This window comes from Vibrio olivae (assembly GCF_042428525.1).
GTDB lineage: Bacteria > Pseudomonadota > Gammaproteobacteria > Enterobacterales > Vibrionaceae > Vibrio > Vibrio olivae.
In genome coordinates, this window is the sequence record NZ_JBHMEP010000011.1 from 51391 (window position 1) to 68656 (window position 17266).

12 protein-coding genes and 5 tRNA genes are annotated in these 17266 nt (G+C 44.6%); 13 read left to right on the forward strand and 4 right to left on the reverse strand.

From position 1 onward, the window contains the following. Position 1: 1 nt before the first annotated feature. Together ACFFUV_RS20445 and ACFFUV_RS20450 are read right to left on the reverse strand one after the other, a co-directional pair. On the reverse strand, positions 2 to 1108 hold the full coding sequence (locus tag ACFFUV_RS20445) for an efflux RND transporter periplasmic adaptor subunit (protein ID WP_390196764.1): 1107 nt from the start codon (positions 1106 to 1108) through the stop codon (positions 2 to 4). Positions 1109 to 1129: 21 nt separating this feature from the next. Further along, a complete protein-coding gene (locus tag ACFFUV_RS20450) occupies positions 1130 to 1711 on the reverse strand; it encodes a TetR/AcrR family transcriptional regulator (RefSeq protein WP_390196767.1) in 582 nt (193 codons plus the stop codon). Between the two features lie 162 nt (positions 1712 to 1873). On the opposite strand from ACFFUV_RS20450, the gene rep reads away from it, so the two are divergent. Next, complete coding sequence (gene rep / locus ACFFUV_RS20455; protein WP_390196770.1) at positions 1874 to 3892, forward strand: DNA helicase Rep; 2019 nt, start codon at positions 1874 to 1876, stop codon at positions 3890 to 3892. 66 nt (positions 3893 to 3958) lie between these two features. On the opposite strand, the gene ACFFUV_RS20460 is transcribed toward rep, so the two are convergent. Further along, complete coding sequence (locus ACFFUV_RS20460; protein WP_390196773.1) at positions 3959 to 4372, reverse strand: c-type cytochrome; 414 nt, start codon at positions 4370 to 4372, stop codon at positions 3959 to 3961. Positions 4373 to 4664: 292 nt separating this feature from the next. On the opposite strand from ACFFUV_RS20460, the gene ACFFUV_RS20465 reads away from it, so the two are divergent. The 12 genes from ACFFUV_RS20465 to ACFFUV_RS20520 all read left to right on the forward strand — a co-directional run bounded on the left by ACFFUV_RS20465 (position 4665) and on the right by ACFFUV_RS20520 (position 15746). Then, positions 4665 to 4741 (forward strand) — tRNA-Arg (locus tag ACFFUV_RS20465). 37 nt (positions 4742 to 4778) lie between these two features. Next, positions 4779 to 4854: transfer RNA gene (locus tag ACFFUV_RS20470), tRNA-His, on the forward strand. A 56-nt stretch (positions 4855 to 4910) separates the two neighbouring features. Further along, positions 4911 to 4987: transfer RNA gene (locus tag ACFFUV_RS20475), tRNA-Pro, on the forward strand. Between the two features lie 44 nt (positions 4988 to 5031). Beyond that, positions 5032 to 5107 (forward strand) — tRNA-His (locus tag ACFFUV_RS20480). A 51-nt stretch (positions 5108 to 5158) separates the two neighbouring features. Then, positions 5159 to 5235, forward strand: a tRNA-Pro gene (locus tag ACFFUV_RS20485). Positions 5236 to 6302: 1067 nt separating this feature from the next. Then, a complete protein-coding gene (locus tag ACFFUV_RS20490) occupies positions 6303 to 8018 on the forward strand; it encodes a dipeptide ABC transporter ATP-binding protein (RefSeq protein WP_390196776.1) in 1716 nt (571 codons plus the stop codon). 93 nt (positions 8019 to 8111) lie between these two features. Next, a complete protein-coding gene (locus tag ACFFUV_RS20495; protein WP_390196779.1) occupies positions 8112 to 9668 on the forward strand; it encodes an ABC transporter substrate-binding protein in 1557 nt (518 codons plus the stop codon). A gap of 176 nt (positions 9669 to 9844) precedes the next feature. Further along, a complete protein-coding gene (locus tag ACFFUV_RS20500; RefSeq protein ID WP_390196782.1) occupies positions 9845 to 10822 on the forward strand; it encodes an ABC transporter permease in 978 nt (325 codons plus the stop codon). Positions 10823 to 10824: 2 nt separating this feature from the next. Continuing rightward, positions 10825 to 11769, forward strand: coding sequence for an ABC transporter permease (locus ACFFUV_RS20505; protein ID WP_390196785.1), 945 nt, complete (start codon positions 10825 to 10827; stop codon positions 11767 to 11769). 138 nt (positions 11770 to 11907) lie between these two features. Continuing rightward, entirely contained in the window at positions 11908 to 12849 is a 942-nt protein-coding gene (locus ACFFUV_RS20510; RefSeq protein WP_390196788.1) for an SPOR domain-containing protein, read from the forward strand. A gap of 123 nt (positions 12850 to 12972) precedes the next feature. Continuing rightward, on the forward strand, positions 12973 to 13503 hold the full coding sequence (locus ACFFUV_RS20515) for a hypothetical protein (protein ID WP_390196791.1): 531 nt from the start codon (positions 12973 to 12975) through the stop codon (positions 13501 to 13503). 359 nt (positions 13504 to 13862) lie between these two features. Continuing rightward, positions 13863 to 15746 carry an acyltransferase family protein gene (locus ACFFUV_RS20520; protein ID WP_390196794.1) on the forward strand — a complete coding sequence of 628 codons (1884 nt, stop codon included), beginning with the start codon at positions 13863 to 13865 and terminating at the stop codon, positions 15744 to 15746. 60 nt (positions 15747 to 15806) lie between these two features. Here the strand turns inward: ACFFUV_RS20520 and gorA are convergent, their stop codons facing one another. After that, a complete protein-coding gene (gene gorA, locus ACFFUV_RS20525; RefSeq protein WP_390196862.1) occupies positions 15807 to 17162 on the reverse strand; it encodes a glutathione-disulfide reductase in 1356 nt (451 codons plus the stop codon). Between the last annotated feature and the right edge of the window lie 104 nt (positions 17163 to 17266).

Sequence of the window (17266 nt, forward strand, 5' to 3'; positions counted from 1 at the left end):
GTTACAGCATCGGTGTTTCAGCAGGCGTTTCAGTCGCCTTGCTATCAACCACGTGCACTTTGACGTCATTGCTGAGACGCACTTGACCCGTAGTGACGATTTTCTCGCCGGGGTTGATTCCGTCAAGCACATGTACGATGTCTTTATTACGCTCACCCACTTTAATCACTCGTTGCTCTGCACGCATTTCTCCGTCTTTTTCATTGATGACGTAGACGCTATCACCATAGAGCGTAAAGGTAATGGCAGTTTGAGGAAGAACCACTTGGTTGTTGAGTGTCGGTAGCATAATGTTGACGCGCGCAAACATACCGCTACGCAACTGACCGTCACTATTCGGAATGTCGGCTTGAACTTGAATCAAACCACTTTGCACATTCACGGCGGGTTCGATAGCACTGATTCGACCTTCAAAGGTTTGATCTGGGTAAGAATCAACGTGGATATTGACTTGCTGGTCGATACGAATACGTGAAATTTCAGTTTGTGGAACCGTAAAACGAATACGCATAACACTGGTATCTTCTAAACGTACGATGTCGGTACCAGCCTGCAAGTACTGCCCGAGATACACATTACGAATACCAATCATACCTGCAAACGGAGCGCTGATTTCTCGGCGATCAATCGAGGCTTTGAGGCTTTCAATATCCGCAGACAGTGATAAGTAACTGGCTTCTGCATCGTCAAAATCTTCTTTGGAAATCGAGCCTTTTTTATACAAGCCTTGATAACGTTTGTATTTTGCTTCCGCTGCGGGTAAACGTGCTTCGGAGCTTTTTAGATTCGCTTTTTCTACTGACGTATCTAAAGACACCAAAGGCTGGCCTTCTTTTACTTGGGAGCCGGACTCAAACAAAATTTTATCAATCACACCACTGGTTTCATTTGCGATGGTGACCCCTTGATTCGGCTCAATAAAGCCGATCGCTTCAATCACGGGTACCCAATCGACGGCTTCAACGTCAATCGCGGTCACCGGAAAACTTTGCTCCGGCATATTGGCAAGAAACTCGGCAATTTTTTGCTTCTTAATCATATTGGCTCCAATAACGCTGCCAAATAACAGCAACGCAATCAGTAACATCACAAAAGTCCACTTTTTCATGGTGACTCTAACTCCAATTTTTTAGTGTTGAATAATGGCGTCCCAACTTGCTTCAATAATGGCGTCAATGCCATCAGGCTGGTGGGGAATAATTCCCCAGTTTTTCTTGCGAACGATGCTTAATAAAGGTTCAAATCCAAGGCAGATAAGAATTTCATTTGCCAGAGGTTTGAGAATGTTTTGTTGTTTTCCTTGATTCAGCATCTTGTGTACTTGGTGAAACAGTTTTTGTTCTCGAATTTGAATGTCTCTGCGGTCGTCGGTTGGCAGCGATTCGTATTGTACTCGATTGCTGATCACCGACTGGTTCGATTCACTCAGGTTCCAAATGTTTAGACAGATCACTTGATGTCTCTGCTTGACGGACATCGCATCGTCAATGTTGTGTTGCACTTCATTAGCGATACGCTGGGCGACATGCTGGCGCACTTGATGAATCAAATGCTCTTTATCGGTAAAGTAATGGTAAATCGTTCCTGCAGAAATGCCTGCGCGTTTAGCGACTTTGTGCATCGAGAGGCCACGAAATCCTAGTTCTGCAATCAAACTTTCAGCAGCTTCAATGATTTGTATGCGCTTTATTGGGCTTAACTGTTTAGGCATAAATTTATACTGAATGAACGTTCATTCATTTATTAAAGCAGTAATCGAATCTTTTGCAATCCAAGTGGGCAATAAAGGTGATTTTTGTCGCGATTCTATGATTGGCATCAAGACCAGAGAAGATTATCATTAGCGGCGTTAACCAAAGGATTCACCACAGTTATGAAGTTAAATCCCAGCCAAGATGAAGCGGTAAAATATGTCTCCGGTCCCTGCCTCGTATTGGCCGGGGCTGGGTCTGGTAAGACACGCGTTATCACCAATAAAATTGCTTATTTAGTTCAGCAGTGTGGATACAAAGCACGCAATATTGCTGCCGTTACCTTCACCAACAAAGCCGCACGAGAAATGAAAGAGCGGGTTGGGCAAACGCTAGGTAAAGCGGAATCGAAAGGTTTGATGGTATCGACCTTTCATACGCTTGGTCTCAACATCATTAAGCGTGAATATAAGCAGTTGGGGCTTAAAGCCGGTTTCTCATTATTTGATGACCAAGACCAAATGGCATTGCTTAAAGAGCTAACGGAGCAGCAGCTCGATGGCGATAAAGACCTGTTACGTCAGTTGCTAAGTACGATTTCCAACTGGAAAAACGACATGCTAAGCCCTGATCAAGCCAAAGCCATGGCCAAAGGGGAACAACAGCAGCTGTTCGCTTTTTGCTTTGAGATGTACCAAAAGCAAATGAAGGCCTATAACGCGCTGGATTTTGATGACTTAATCTTAATGCCGGTGATGCTTCTTAAAACCAATCAAGAGGTTCGTGAGCGTTGGCAAAACCGTATTCGTTACTTACTCGTCGATGAGTATCAAGATACCAATACCAGTCAGTATGAGTTAGTGAAGCTTCTGGTGGGGCAACGGGAACGCTTAACGGTGGTCGGTGATGACGATCAGTCTATTTATTCTTGGCGGGGTGCCAAACCACAAAACTTGGTTCTGTTAGGTCAAGACTATCCAAACTTGCGCTTAATTAAGCTTGAGCAGAACTATCGTTCCACCAGTCGTATTCTGCGCGCGGCGAATATTTTGATCGCCAATAACCCGCATGTGTATGAGAAATCGTTGTTTTCTGAGATTCCCGATGGCGAGAAGCTCAAAGTGTTACTAGCTAAAAATGAAGAACACGAAGCCGAGCGTGTGACTGGGGAATTGATTGCTCATAAATTTTTAAATCGCACTCATTATCGCGATTACGCCATTTTATACCGTGGTAACCACCAATCGCGGCTGATCGAAAAGTCACTGATGCAAAACCGGGTGCCTTATAAAATCTCCGGAGGGACTTCATTTTTCGCACGTGCTGAAATTAAAGACATCATGGGGTACTTGCGTGTTTTGGTGAATCCCGATGATGACAATGCCTTTTTGCGAATCGTGAATACACCACGCCGTGAAATTGGCCCTGTGACCTTAGAAAAGCTCGGTAGTTACGCCAATATGCGTGGTAAAAGCTTGTTTGAATCTAGCTTTGAAATAGGGCTGGAGCAGCACTTAACCGGCCGGGGGCTAGAAACTCTGCGCCGCTTTACTCACTGGTTGGTGAAAATTAGCGATCAAGCAGAGCGCGGAAATACTGTGGAAGCGGTACGTTCATTGGTGCGTGATATCCATTACGAAGATTGGCTTTACGAAACGTCTTCCAGCCCGAAAGCAGCAGAAATGCGGATGAAAAACGTCTCTGATCTCTATTCATGGATTGTTGCTGATTTAGAAGGTGACAACTATGACCAAGAAGAAAAAACCTTAAAGGAAGTGGTTCAACGACTTACCTTGCGTGACATGATGGAGCGCGGTGAAGAGGACGATGATACAGATGCTGTACAATTGATGACGTTACACGCGTCGAAAGGTCTTGAGTTTCCCTATGTGTATTTAATGGGGAGTGAAGAGGGCATTTTGCCGCATCAAACCAGCATTGACGAAGAAAATGTCGAAGAGGAACGTCGTTTGATGTACGTAGGGATCACGCGAGCGCAGCGTGAGTTGACCTTTACGATGTGTAAAGAGCGTCGCCAATTTGGTGAATTGATCAAACCAACACAAAGTCGATTTCTCGATGAGTTACCATTTGACGATGTCGAGTGGGAGATGACGAAAAAGCCCGTATCGCAAGAAGAGCGAATGGCCAAAGGGCAAGCTCACATTGCGAATTTAAAAGCGATGTTCAATAAAAAATAATCTTAAAAGGCTGACTATTTTGTTCAGCCTTTTTTGACGAACTGCCGTTATCGCGAGAGTTAGCGATTAGAGCCCTTCAATCATATGTTCGATGGCGGCAACGATTTCATCGTCTGAGCAGTCCATACACGTACCACGTGCTGGCATTGCGTTGAAGCCGTTGATAGCGTGATCTTTCATCACATCTTTACCTTGGGCAATACGCGCACTCCAATCTTCCGCTTTGCCTTTAATGGGCGCACCACTGACTCCGGAGCCATGGCAAGCGATACAGAATGTTCCATAAACAGTTGCACCATCGCGTGGACCACTGGGTTCTTCGACGACGGGCTCGCTTCCTGCGAGATACACATCACCAACCGGTTTAATGCGTTCGGCGATATCGTCGTATTGCTGCTGAGTGATGGTGGCAGCAAAAGAGGTGGTCGAAAAAGTTAGCGTGGCGATTACTAAACTCAAAATAGGTCGAGACATAGACATTAAGCTCACTTCACATTCCATAGATAAGTGTGTTCTTATCTTCATTATTAGAGTACGAATCTGATTCACAGTGGGATCAACTGTTAAATCAATGTAAATAATGGGTGATTATATCTCGTTAAGTTATAGCCATAAACAACAAGTTACTCGCTTCAAGGGTTAGGTCACACCTCCAAAGCGTCGTTTGCAGGGTTTAATTGCCCAAAAAGGCGTCAAACAATAAAAAAAAGTTGAAAAAGTACTAGACGATGCATAGCGATCTACGTATTATTCCACTCCGCCGATAGGGCATGCGCCCGTAGCTCAGCTGGATAGAGCGTTGGCCTCCGGAGCCAAAGGTCGAAGGTTCGAATCCTTTCGGGCGTGCCATTCTCTTCCGGAATAGGGTTATCGGTAAAAATCAGTGGTGGCTATAGCTCAGTTGGTAGAGCCCCGGATTGTGATTCCGGTTGTCGCGAGTTCAAGTCTCGTTAGCCACCCCATTTATTTTGGTAGCTTCGGCTTCCTGCTTTGATGAAAGATCAGGGCGAAACTAAGTCGGTGAATAGCGCAGTTTGGTAGCGCATCTGGTTTGGGACCAGAGGGTCGGGGGTTCGAATCCCTCTTCACCGACCATTATTTTGTTTATGGCTCAAGCGGTAAACACACAGAAATTGATGGTGGCTATAGCTCAGTTGGTAGAGCCCCGGATTGTGATTCCGGTTGTCGCGAGTTCAAGTCTCGTTAGCCACCCCATTTATTTTGGTAACTTCGGTTCCCAGCTTTGATTACAAAGCAAAATCAAGTCGGTGAATAGCGCAGTTTGGTAGCGCATCTGGTTTGGGACCAGAGGGTCGGGGGTTCGAATCCCTCTTCACCGACCATTCTACGAAAGCCTCGTCAGTCAATGACGGGGCTTTTTTTATGCTTATCGTTTAGGAACAGGTCTAAGGTGAGTGATAGCTTTGGGTCGTGGTCTGGAAGCCCAGCCGCGTCAAATCCCTCTTCACCGACCATTATACGAAAGCCTCGTCAATCAATGACGAGGCTTTTTTATGCTTATCGTTTAGGAACAGGTCTAAGGTGAGTGATAGCTTTGGGTCGTGGCTGGAAGCCCAGCCGCGTCAAATCCCCTTTCACCGACCATTCTGCGAAAGCCTCAGATTGCTGCCCTTAACTTACAATGCAAATGCCGTTTTTTGGAAGAAGTGGTTTTTATCTATGTCTATCTTTTTCGATTTTTCGTGCTAGATAAAATAAAAATGCGCTTATTATTCATTGCCTTACCATGGAGACACTCGCCTGTTGATTATAATTTGTTTTATAAATCAGGAGGTTGAAAGTTTATGCTACTAAAGATTGTATACAATGTTGGGATTGTCGTTCACATAAATGCTGCAATTAAATGATAACTTATGCTGATAATGTGATTTTGGATTCACTCTTTATTGCTATGTAAGGTAAGCCATCAAGGCAGCGTAACGGGATGAAATAAACAAACTACGAATAGTGTATTTGTTCTAATTTTTAAATTATTTAGAGTAAAAACCTAATGTAATGGTTTTTCTATGGTTTTAAATTTTAGTTGGTAGCGGTTTTATCTTGGTTTTGTATTGATAATGTTAATGAGCGTTTTATGTCAGGAAATGGGGTTTTATTCTGTCTTTAAATTGAAACACAACAGGGGGTTTGGTTATAGATGCCTGATATCCCGATATTGTGTGTCGTATTATAAAATAGGCCCAATGATGTTTTATGCATGCATGATGCATGTCGCTTTGTATAAGCTGCTTTATAATCGCGTGATCTCGACTTTTTATACTCTGTTTGTTGCTTTTCCGTGAAATATTTGCCAAATTGAACAGCTTGTAGATTACCAGAATTTTATGCTGGTACGAATGGATTCAACTTTCAGACAGGGCTAAAGTGCCGCAGTTGTAGAGGTCTGGTAATGTCACTTTTAGAAGTCAAAAATCTTCGTATTGAATACCCGTCGCGTCATGGTGTTCATGCCGCGGTTAAATCGCTCTCTTTTAGTATCGAACGCGGCGAAATCGTCGGTGTGGTCGGAGAATCAGGGGCGGGTAAATCGACCGTTGGTAACGCGGTAAGCGATTTGTTAAGCCCTCCGGGACGCATCGCTGGTGGCGATGTGTATCTTGATGGCACCAAAATTTCAGGATTATCCGCTGAAGAGATGCGCAAAATCCGTGGATCAAAAATTGGGTTTATTTTCCAAGACCCGATGACGTCACTCAATCCACTGTTTACGGTGGAACATCAACTTAAAGAAACGATTCATGCCAATATGAAAGTTTCTGATGAAGAAGCGTATAAACGTGCATTATCGTTGATGAATCAAGTGGGTATTCCACAACCAGAGAACCGTCTTAAACAGTATCCTCACCAATTTTCTGGTGGCATGCGTCAGCGTGTCGTCATCGCTATTGCGCTTGCGGGTGAGCCCGACTTAATTATCGCTGACGAACCGACCACGGCGCTTGATGTCTCAATCCAAGATCAGATTTTGGAATTGATTCGCGAACTGTGTATCAAAAATAATGTCGGTTGTATGTTGGTTACTCACGACATGGGCGTGGTGTCCAATGTGACGGATAAAGTCGCGGTTATGTATCGCGGTGACTTGGTTGAATTTGGTCCAACCGCCAAAGTTTTGGGTACACCGGAGCATCCTTATACTCACAGTTTGATTTCTGCAGTGCCACGCTCAGACATGAAACTCGACCGTTTTCCTTTGGTTAACTACATTGAAGAGGCGCAAGAACATCAGCCTCTTGATGTCAAAAACCATTGGTTAGGTCAAAGCCAAGACCAGCGCGTTTATACAGGGCCTCTGCTTAATGTCGAGCATGTGAACCTACGCTTTACTACCAAAGATTCGTTGTTTGAAAGTCGTCGTGAATATGTTCAGGCATCAGATGATGTGAGCTTTGAAGTGTTTGAAGGTGAAACTTTTGGCTTGGTGGGTGAGTCGGGCTCAGGCAAATCGACCATCGCTCGTGTTATCGCCGGTTTGTATCAACCAAATGAAGGTAAAGTGACCTTTGAAGGTATTGATTTAACGGCATTAACCTCCGAGAAGCAGCGTCGTCCTATTCGTCGTCAAATGCAGATGGTGTTTCAAAACCCATACACGTCAATGAACCCACGAATGAAAATTTTCGACATCATTGCTGAGCCAATTCGCTTTCATAAATTGACGAAAAATGAGAGTGAAACACGGCAGATTGTTCACGATCTCCTTGATCACGTGGGTTTGGGTCGTATGGCGGGTGTAAAATACCCTCATGAGTTTTCTGGCGGTCAGCGCCAACGTATTTCTATCGCGCGTGCACTTGCGACGCGACCTCGTTTACTGATTTGTGATGAGCCGACGTCGGCACTGGATGTTTCGGTTCAGGCTCAAATTCTCAACCTGTTGAAGGATTTGCAGGATGAGCTCAATCTTACCATGATGTTTATCAGCCACGATTTGCCTGTGATTCGCCAGATGTGCGATCGCGTTGGGGTGATGAAAATGGGTAAATTGCTGGAAGTAGCGCCCACTGAACAGCTCTTTACTGATCCGCAAAACGAATACAGTAAACAATTGATTTCTTTAATGCCTGAATTTACAGGCTTAAGAGAAGATGTGAAAACCGCTTAACAAAGGCGTTCACATTTATCAGGCTTGCCTGAACTAATAAACAGAAGCAAATACAACAACTAGGGATTGGATTCCCGCATAAGGAGTTATGCAATGAAAACCATGAAAAGCAAATTAGCAGTGGCTTTAATGGCAGCAGGTCTAAGTTTTGCAGCATCGGCTGCAGACATCACTGTTGCTTATGACGCTGACCCAGTATCTCTCGACCCACATGAGCAACTCTCTGGCGGCACACTGCAAATGTCACACATGGTGTTTGATCCTCTAGTTCGTTACACCCAAGATTTGGATTTCGAAGCTCGCCTAGCATCAAGCTGGGAACGTATTGATGACAAAACTTTCCGTTTTCATCTACGTAAAGGCGTTAAATTCCACTCTGGTAACGAACTGACTGCGGATGACGTCGTTTGGACTTTCAAACGTCTGAAAAACTCGCCTGACTTTAAAGCGATTTTCGAACCATATGCAGAAATGGTGAAAGTGGACGATTACACGATTGATCTCGTGTCTAAAAATGCGTACCCACTGGTTCTGCAAACGGCTACCTACATTTTCCCAATGGACAGCAAGTTCTACACGGGTAAAGATGAAGGCGGCAAAGATAAAGCCGAGATCGTAAAACACGGTAACTCTTACGCATCAACGCATGTTTCAGGTACCGGTCCTTTCGTGATCAAATCACGTGAACAAGGCGTCAAGGTGGAATTTGAGCGTTTTGCTGATTACTGGGATAAAGAATCTGAAGGCAACGTAGATAACCTGACTCTAGTGCCTATCAAAGAAGATGCAACACGTGTGGCTGCGCTTCTGTCGGGTGATGTAGATATGATCGCACCAGTTGCGCCGAACGACCACAAACGTGTCGATTCTGCCAGCGGTGTTGACCTTGTCACTCTACCAGGTACTCGTATCATCGAGTTCCAAATGAACCAAAATTCAAACCCTGCGCTAAAAGATGTACGCGTGCGCCAAGCGATCGTTCATGCAATCAATAACGAAGGTATCGTTAAGAAAATTATGAAAGGTTTCGCAACCGCAGCTGGTCAGCAAAGCCCAGAAGGTTACGCAGGCTACAATGCTGACCTTAAGCCACGCTACGATCTGAAGAAAGCCAAAGAGCTGATGAAAGAAGCGGGCTACGAAGATGGCTTTACGCTGTCGATGATTGCACCGAACAACCGTTATGTGAATGACGCGAAGATCGCGCAAGCGGCTGCAGCAATGCTGTCAAAAATTGGCATTAAAGTTGACCTAAAAACCATGCCAAAAGCACAATACTGGCCTGAGTTTGATAAATGTGCGGCTGACATGCTGATGATCGGCTGGCACTCGGATACTGAAGATTCAGCGAACTTCACTGAATTCCTAACCATGACTCGTAATGAAGAAACTGGTAAAGGTCAGTACAACTGTGGTCACTACTCAAATGCAGAAGTGGATGGTTTGATTGAGTCTGCGAACGTAGAAACGGACCCAGCGAAACGTGCGCAAATGTTGCAAAAAGTAGAAACAACGCTTTATAACGAAGCGGCGTTTGTTCCTCTACACTGGCAAAACCTTGCTTGGGGTGCGAAATCTAACGTTCATATCAAACCAATCGTGAACGCAATGAACTTCCCATACCTAGGTGATCTTGTTGTCGACGAGTAATCTCACGTCACTTAGTTAATATCTCACGCCTTCGTTGCTGTAGCTTCGAAGGCGTGTTTTAACTGTTTTGGTATTAAACTTTGATTCAGTCGAGTTTCATACCGTTGTTTAGGCTGAATAATTTCCGCACCTCAGGGTGTCTCGCAGATCTCTCATGGAAAGTTAAGGGGCAAGGAATGTTTTCGTTTCTGGTCAAGCGCCTGTTTCAGGCACTGATAGTGATGTTTGTGATCAGTTTAGTGGCGTTTGCCATTCAGGATAATCTGGGTGACCCGCTGCGTGAGCTTGTCGGTCAGTCGGTTTCGGAAGCAGAGCGTCAAGCACTGCGTGATGAACTCGGCCTCAACGATCCCTTCATTACAAAATATACTCGCTTTGTTACCGCTGCTGTGCACGGTGATTTAGGCACGTCTTACTTCTTCAAACGCCCAGCGGTTGAAGTGATTCTTGACAAACTGGTCGCAACGCTAGAATTGGTCGTTGGAGCCAGCTTTATCATTATTGTATTTTCGATTCCGCTTGGTGTTTACTCAGCGATTCGACCCAAAAGTCTATTTACCAAAATCATCATGGCCGGCAGCAGTATCGGTATTTCGATTCCTGTGTTCTTGACCGCGATAATGCTGATGTATGTCTTCTCGATTGAACTCGGTTGGCTGCCCTCCTACGGACGAGGGGAAACTGCGAATTGGCTTGGTTGGGAATCTGGCTACTTTACTCTTGATGGGCTTGCACACTTAGTGTTGCCATGTGTTTCCTTAGCCTCGATCATGTTGCCACTCTTCATTCGTTTGGTGCGCTCAGAAATGCTAGAAGTGTTAGGTTCTGAATACATTAAATTCGCCCAAGCGAAGGGCTTACCACTTAAAAAAGTGTATTTTCAACATGCTCTGAAAAACACCATGTTGCCTGTACTAACCGTGGGTGGTGTACAAATAGGTACGATGGTCGCTTATACTATTTTGACCGAAACCGTCTTCCAGTGGCCGGGAACGGGGTTCCTTTTCCTTGAAGCAATCAACCGTGTCGATACGCCACTTATCACCGCGTATGTCATCTTCGTTGGTTTGATTTTCGTGGTGACGAACACGATTGTCGATTTGTTATACGGTTTGATTAACCCAACCGTGAACTTAACAGGAAAAGGGGCGTAATCATGAATCAAGTGACTCAAGCTCAAGCGCCTTCACGTTGGGAGCGCTTTAAATCTTCAGATTTTCTCTACCACTTTCGCCGCGATAAAGTGGCGATGTTCAGTTTTGTGGTCTTTTTGGCCTTTGTGCTAACGGCGTTATTGGCGCCGTGGATTTCCCCGAGTAACCCCTATGACCTAGCGTCAATCGACATCATGAACTCAGAATTGCCCCCATCATGGTTGGATGGTGGAGAGGCGGACTTTGTTCTTGGTACTGATGACCAAGGCCGCGATATTTTATCGACTATTTTTTATGGCTCTCGCTTATCACTGACCATCGGCTTTTTGGCTGTTGGTTTGCAGCTGCTACTTGGTATTTTGATTGGGTTATCGGCAGGGTATTTTGGTGGTCGTATTGATAGCTTCCTGATGCGTTTTGCGGATGTGCAGCTTTCATTCTCCACCATGATGGTCGCCATCATTGTTTCTGCAATTTTTAAAGCCAGTTTTGGTAGTGAGTTTTACAGTCAATACGCGGTTGTAATGTTGGTCGTGATCATCGGGATTGCTGAGTGGCCGCAGTATGCGCGAACCATTCGTGCATCGGTACTGGCTGAGAAGAAAAAAGAGTATGTTGAAGCGGCGCGTGTCATGGGCTTTAAATCGCTACGAATTATGTTCCGCCATATTCTGCCGAACTGTTTGTCGCCGATTTTAGTGATTTCTACGGTACAAGTTGCCAATGCCATCATGTCTGAAGCGGCGCTGTCATTCCTTGGCTTAGGCTTACCCGTCGACCAGCCTTCTCTCGGCTCTCTAATCAGCATTGGTTTTAACTACATCTTCTCTGGCTCATGGTGGATTACCGTCTTCCCAGGCATCGTGCTTGTGACCTTAGTCTTGGTTATCAACCTGTTAGGTGACTGGTTACGTGATGTATTTAACCCCAAAATCTATAAAGGGTGATCTCATACTAAGATTTTGAGATAAAAATATTCCTACACTAAGAGTCGTTATCAATAACGGCTCTTTTTTTGCATTTATTTTTTTCTCAACAGTGAACCGTCAAGAATGTCACTATTAAATCATTATGAGTAAAAACATATGGATAACATGATGGCTGTAAAATCTGCACGTCCTTGGGCGATACTCTTTTCTCTGTCTGCACTTTCTACCTCGCTCTGGATTCAACCTGTCAGTGCGGAAGAATTCTTATGTGATGCCCAACAAGCTTCGAGTCAACAACTGCCTGTTTTAGATAAAAGTTGCCCAATTGGCCGTGGGTTGTGGGGAAAACAGCAACCAAAGAACAATGCGTCACTGTTCTGGATTCAATGTGGTTTGCTCAATCGTCCACTTTCATTAGCGCAAGCCAAGCCCATTTATCAGCATATTTCAACCGATGTATGGATGAAGCATGAAGGCAATAATGTTCGCTGTCTTATCGGTCCGTATAAAGATTTTCAAGAAGCCAATCGAGATTTAACATCATTGCGTACTCAGCGAGCTTACCGTGAAGCGTTTATTCGTGAAGTGGTGCCAGGCGTCGCTAATCCTCCTGTAAAAGCGCAGGCTGCAAAACCTGTGGCAGCGACCAAGTCACAGCCAAAGACGGCCAGTTCACAAAAAACCACCGTGTTTGCTCCAGCGAAAAGTGAGCCCGTCGCTAAATCGCAAGTCTCAGCCACGTCTTCGGCTAAGCCTATCGCCAATATGGATATTGACCTGCGTTTGCAAGGGGAAGTCTCTGGGGTTGAATACGTTGTACCTTACGTTACCAATAGCGATCATCAGTTTTATATGGAGCATAACAAAGCGTGGAATCGCTTAAATTATGATGATGCGACCTTAGTTTGCCGTCAATTGGGCATGAAATTGCCGACGGAAGTCGAATGGTCACGTTTTATTGGCTCTGATGTGATGGAAAAAGATAAGTGGCCAATGCACTTACCTTACTGGGGCAGTGACCGTCATGGTTTATTTACCAGCGGTAAAGTGACCAAGCTAAAAGGTACCTCGCTCCTCAACGTGATGTGCACCAAATAGCAAAGTGTCGATTATTTGACAGAGTGTTAACACTCCATGACTGAGCACTGACTGCTGAGCTTCAGCACCTTATAGACTCAAAGAGGATCCCATGTTGGAACCATGTTGAAAAAAGGTGCTTCTATGAAAAAACTAATCTTGAGTGTGACGCTCTCACTCGCAGCATTGTACACACTGCCAGCATCGGCTGAAGTGTCACCTGCAGGTAACGGTCAAGCAGCGGCACAAGTGAACCCAGCACAACAACGTGTTGGTGAGATTCAAAGTGAACTCAACGGTATCTGGGATAAAGCGTTTAAAGAAAATCCAGACTTAGTTAAAGCCGCTGATGAAACCAATGCAAAGCTCAAAGAGAAAGCGTCAGAAATTGGTTACGATCCTAATGTAATGAAAAAAGCGTTAGTCGACGCGCAAACGAAATTGGCTGATCAAGACGTTTCAGATGAGCAGCGTCAAGAGGTGATGGCTTCACTGAAAGAAACCAAAGATGATCAAGCTGAAATTCGCGCGAAATTCTTAGCGGATCCCGAAGTTCGTAAGCTGAATGAAGATCTGCAAGAGAAAGTGATGGCTGCGATGAAAGAGGTTGACCCAAAAACTGAGCAACTCATCAGTGAAATGGATTCTCTATTGGCTTCAATGAAGTCCTCATAATGTAAAAAACAGATAGCAAAAAAGGCCACCTTAGGGTGGTCTTTTTTATGTCTTGCGGTTTGTATTATTTAACTAATGTTTTATTTGTAAGTTAGCCAATACAAACCTAAGCGTTGATAAAGCACTAGTTAAAACGTTTCAAATTAAAGAAGCAAACAGATCTCTTATTAGAGAATCGCTCATCACGGAATGAAAACCTCCACCCATAACGTTGACTTTATAATTGGCTGAGTGTCAAATTTATGTCAGTGATGGGTTTCTAGCGCATGTCATTACAACCAATGTATCGATCAATCATAGCGAAACGCCATCTGCGGTTATTTTTATCTACAGGGATCGGATAATGGAGCTATGGAATTGTGAATTTTAGATATGATATCAATGGATTGAGAGCTATAGCGGTTATAGCCGTTGTATTATTTCACTTTAATTCAGCACTCGTGCCTGGCGGCTTTGCCGGTGTTGATGTTTTCTTTGTTATCTCCGGCTTTCTGATGACTGGGATTATATTTCGAGGGATAGAAAGCCATTCATTTAATCTGCTTAAATTCTATGTTGCCCGTGCTAACCGAATAATTCCTGCGTTATCTGTTGTTTGTTTATGTCTACTTTTTTATGGCTGGTTTTTCCTGTCTCCTAAAGAGTATCAAGAAGTCGCCAAACACGTTACCAGCAGCGTGTTTTTTGTTTCTAATATTATTTACTGGAAAGAATCCGGTTATTTTGATGCCGACTCGCATTTTAAGTGGTTACTACATACTTGGTCGCTTTCGGTTGAGTGGCAGTTTTATATTGTTTATCCGATTGTATTGGTGATTTTAAAACGTTTCCTTTCGGTCGATAATGTAAAACGCTTAATTGTGGTGGGGGCCTTACTCAGTTTTGTGGGGGGGATCGTTATTACAATGAAGATGCCCGATGCTGCCTATTATTCATTTCCGACTCGTGCTTGGGAGATGATGTTTGGTGGCATTGCGTTCATTTATCCAATCACCCTCGCTAAATCGTCAAAGAAGCGTTTAGAGTATTTAGGGCTACTGATGATCGTATCGTGCTACTGGCTTATCAGTGCCGAAACGGCTTGGCCTGGTTATCTCGCCATCGTTCCTGTGTTGGGGACTTACTTTATTTTGGTGGCAAATCGGCAAGATAGCGTATTTACTAATAATCCCGTATTTCAGGCGATAGGGAAGTGGTCATATTCGATCTATTTGTGGCATTGGCCAATCGTAGTATACGGTTTCTTCCATATCGACAACTGGTCGGTTATCGGTGTGCCTTTATCACTGATGATGGGCTGGCTTAGCTATCGATTTGTCGAATCTAAGAAATTTCCTAGCATTCAACAATGGAAAAGATTCTTCAGTATTAAACCAGTATGGATGTCTCTTGGTGTCGCAGTGTGCTCGGTGTTTGTATTATCAATGAATGGACTGGATACCCCTTACCGAGTTGGGGCTACATCACTTAGAGCCAAGTTTTTAGATAAATATCAACACTATGACATCGACCCTTCAGGTTTATTTAATCAATGTAATACCTCAGTGCAAATCCACTTAACAGGTAAAGTTCAAGTTGGTGATGAGTGTATTAGCCAGAAAAAAGGCGGAGTCTTTGTTTGGGGCGACTCTCATATGGGAGCGTTATCCACGGGATTGCGCCACAACTTGCCGTCAGGTGTGCCTTTTAGTCAATTAACCTCTTCTGGTTGCTCGCCTTCATTCTTGATCAAACGAAGTGGCACCACGCGTTCGGATATTGGATGTAATTATTCCAATCGTATTGCTTATGACGCGATTATGAAAACCCAACCTAAGGTGGTTATTTTAGGCGCTCGACGCTTTCATGAAAGCAACGACTGGTTGAACACGGTCGATACACTAAAAGGGTTAGGGGTTGATAAAGTGATCATCATGGGGCCTTTCCCTCAATGGTCACCGTCACTTCCGCTTGTTTATTTCCAAAAGCATTATGGTGAGGAATTTATTCAAGATGACAACTTTGATAACAGTGTGGTGAAAAACAACAACTACTTAAAGCACATCCTGAATAACAAGTTCGTATTTATTGATTTGCTGAAATCGCTATGCCGAACGGATGAACAAGGCAAGCTGAGCTGTCGAGCCAAAGTAGGTGATGAACTGATTGCCTTTGATTACGGGCACTTAACCACAGATGGGTCGGATTTCGTGGTTAAAAACTATGTGATGGATAAATTGACACCGAGTCTTGAGCCGTATTAATGAGTCAAAAAAGCCAGAGCATTCGCTCTGGCTTTTTATTATAAGCATTCCGCTGCGTCTTTAACGCATGGTAACAAACTCTTCGCTGCCGGTCGGGTGAATGGCGACCACTGAATCGAAGTCAGCTTTTGTTGCGCCCATCTTCATGGCAACGCCAAAACCTTGAATCATTTCATCAACGGCAAAACCAATGCCGTGTAGACCCACGACTTTCTCTTCATCACCAGCACACACCAACTTCATCTTGCAAGGTTGACGGTGCTGAGTCACTGCGGTGTACATGGCTGTAAAGCCTGATGTGTAAACCTTCACTTGGTCTTCGCCGTATTTGGCGACTGCTTCGGTTTCGGTGAGGCCGATAGTGCCAATTGGTGGGTGACTGAATACCACCGTAGGCACTAGGTCGTAATCCATCTTTGCGTCAGGCTTATTATTGAATAGGCGCTCAGATAACTGACGACCCGCTTTAACCGCAACTGGTGTTAATTCAATTCCGCCTTCCATGATGTCACCGACACAGTAAATGCCTTTGACGTTTGTTTGCTGATAGGCATCAACCTTGATGTAACCATGGTCATTGGTTTCGACACCCGTCGCTTGCAGGTTAATGGCGTCCGTCGCTGGGTGACGGCCAATCGCCCAAATTAGGGTATCTACATTTTGCGAATGCCCATTTTCGAAGTGCAGCGTCAAGCTACCGTCCGATTCTTTTACCACCGTACTTGGTACTGAGTTGGTGTGCAGGGTTGGCCCTTCGGCTTCCATCACTTCCACTAAGGTATCAATGACCATACGGTCAAAGGTACGCAGTGGCGATTCTTTACGCACAAAAAGATGCGTTTCGGTACCCAGAGCATTCAGCACGCCCGCAATCTCAACGGCAATGTAGCCTGCGCCGACAACTGCAACACGTTTAGGTTGCTCGTTAAGTTCAAAGAAACCGTTTGAATCGATACCGTACTCAGCACCAGGAATATTTGGAATGGTCGGGCGCCCGCCAACCGCAATCAAAATATGGTCAGCAGTATAAAGCTCACCGTTGACTTCAACGGTTTTCTCATCCACAAATTTGGCAAAGCCACGAATGACTTCCACTTGATTGTTACCAAGGACACGATCATACGATTGATGAATACGACCAATATACGCTTGGCGATTTTCAACCAGCTTTGCCCAGTTAAAGTTTTTTACATCGACGTCAAAGCCGTAATCTTCCGCGTAGAGATTCATCGCTTCGGCAACCTGTGCACCATGCCACATGACTTTTTTCGGCACACAACCAACGTTGACACAGGTACCGCCAAGATCTTTGGCTTCAATCAGCGCAACTTTTGCGCCGTACATGGCTGCGCGGTTTGCAGAGGCGATACCACCGCTGCCGCCACCGATACAGATATAGTCAAAATGAGTCGCCATTACTTTCTCCAATTTCTTTGAGGCAAGGAGAGCAGACATACTCTGCTCCGAAGCCCAATCAATTTTAATTCTCGGGTTATTGGTTTACTGGCGGCGGGATGCGC

Excerpts from the sequence above, each read along its gene's own strand:
- ACFFUV_RS20445 (WP_390196764.1), bottom strand. The coding sequence starts at position 1,108 with ATGAAAAAGTGGACTTTTGTGATGTTACTGATTGCGTTGCTGTTATTT.
- ACFFUV_RS20450 (WP_390196767.1), bottom strand. The coding sequence starts at position 1,711 with ATGCCTAAACAGTTAAGCCCAATAAAGCGCATACAAATCATTGAAGCT.
- rep (WP_390196770.1), top strand. The coding sequence starts at position 1,874 with ATGAAGTTAAATCCCAGCCAAGATGAAGCGGTAAAATATGTCTCCGGT.
- ACFFUV_RS20460 (WP_390196773.1), bottom strand. The coding sequence starts at position 4,372 with ATGTCTATGTCTCGACCTATTTTGAGTTTAGTAATCGCCACGCTAACT.
- ACFFUV_RS20490 (WP_390196776.1), top strand. The coding sequence starts at position 6,303 with ATGTCACTTTTAGAAGTCAAAAATCTTCGTATTGAATACCCGTCGCGT.
- ACFFUV_RS20495 (WP_390196779.1), top strand. The coding sequence starts at position 8,112 with ATGAAAACCATGAAAAGCAAATTAGCAGTGGCTTTAATGGCAGCAGGT.
- ACFFUV_RS20500 (WP_390196782.1), top strand. The coding sequence starts at position 9,845 with ATGTTTTCGTTTCTGGTCAAGCGCCTGTTTCAGGCACTGATAGTGATG.
- ACFFUV_RS20505 (WP_390196785.1), top strand. The coding sequence starts at position 10,825 with ATGAATCAAGTGACTCAAGCTCAAGCGCCTTCACGTTGGGAGCGCTTT.
- ACFFUV_RS20510 (WP_390196788.1), top strand. The coding sequence starts at position 11,908 with ATGGATAACATGATGGCTGTAAAATCTGCACGTCCTTGGGCGATACTC.
- ACFFUV_RS20515 (WP_390196791.1), top strand. The coding sequence starts at position 12,973 with ATGAAAAAACTAATCTTGAGTGTGACGCTCTCACTCGCAGCATTGTAC.
- gorA (WP_390196862.1), bottom strand. The coding sequence starts at position 17,162 with ATGGCGACTCATTTTGACTATATCTGTATCGGTGGCGGCAGCGGTGGT.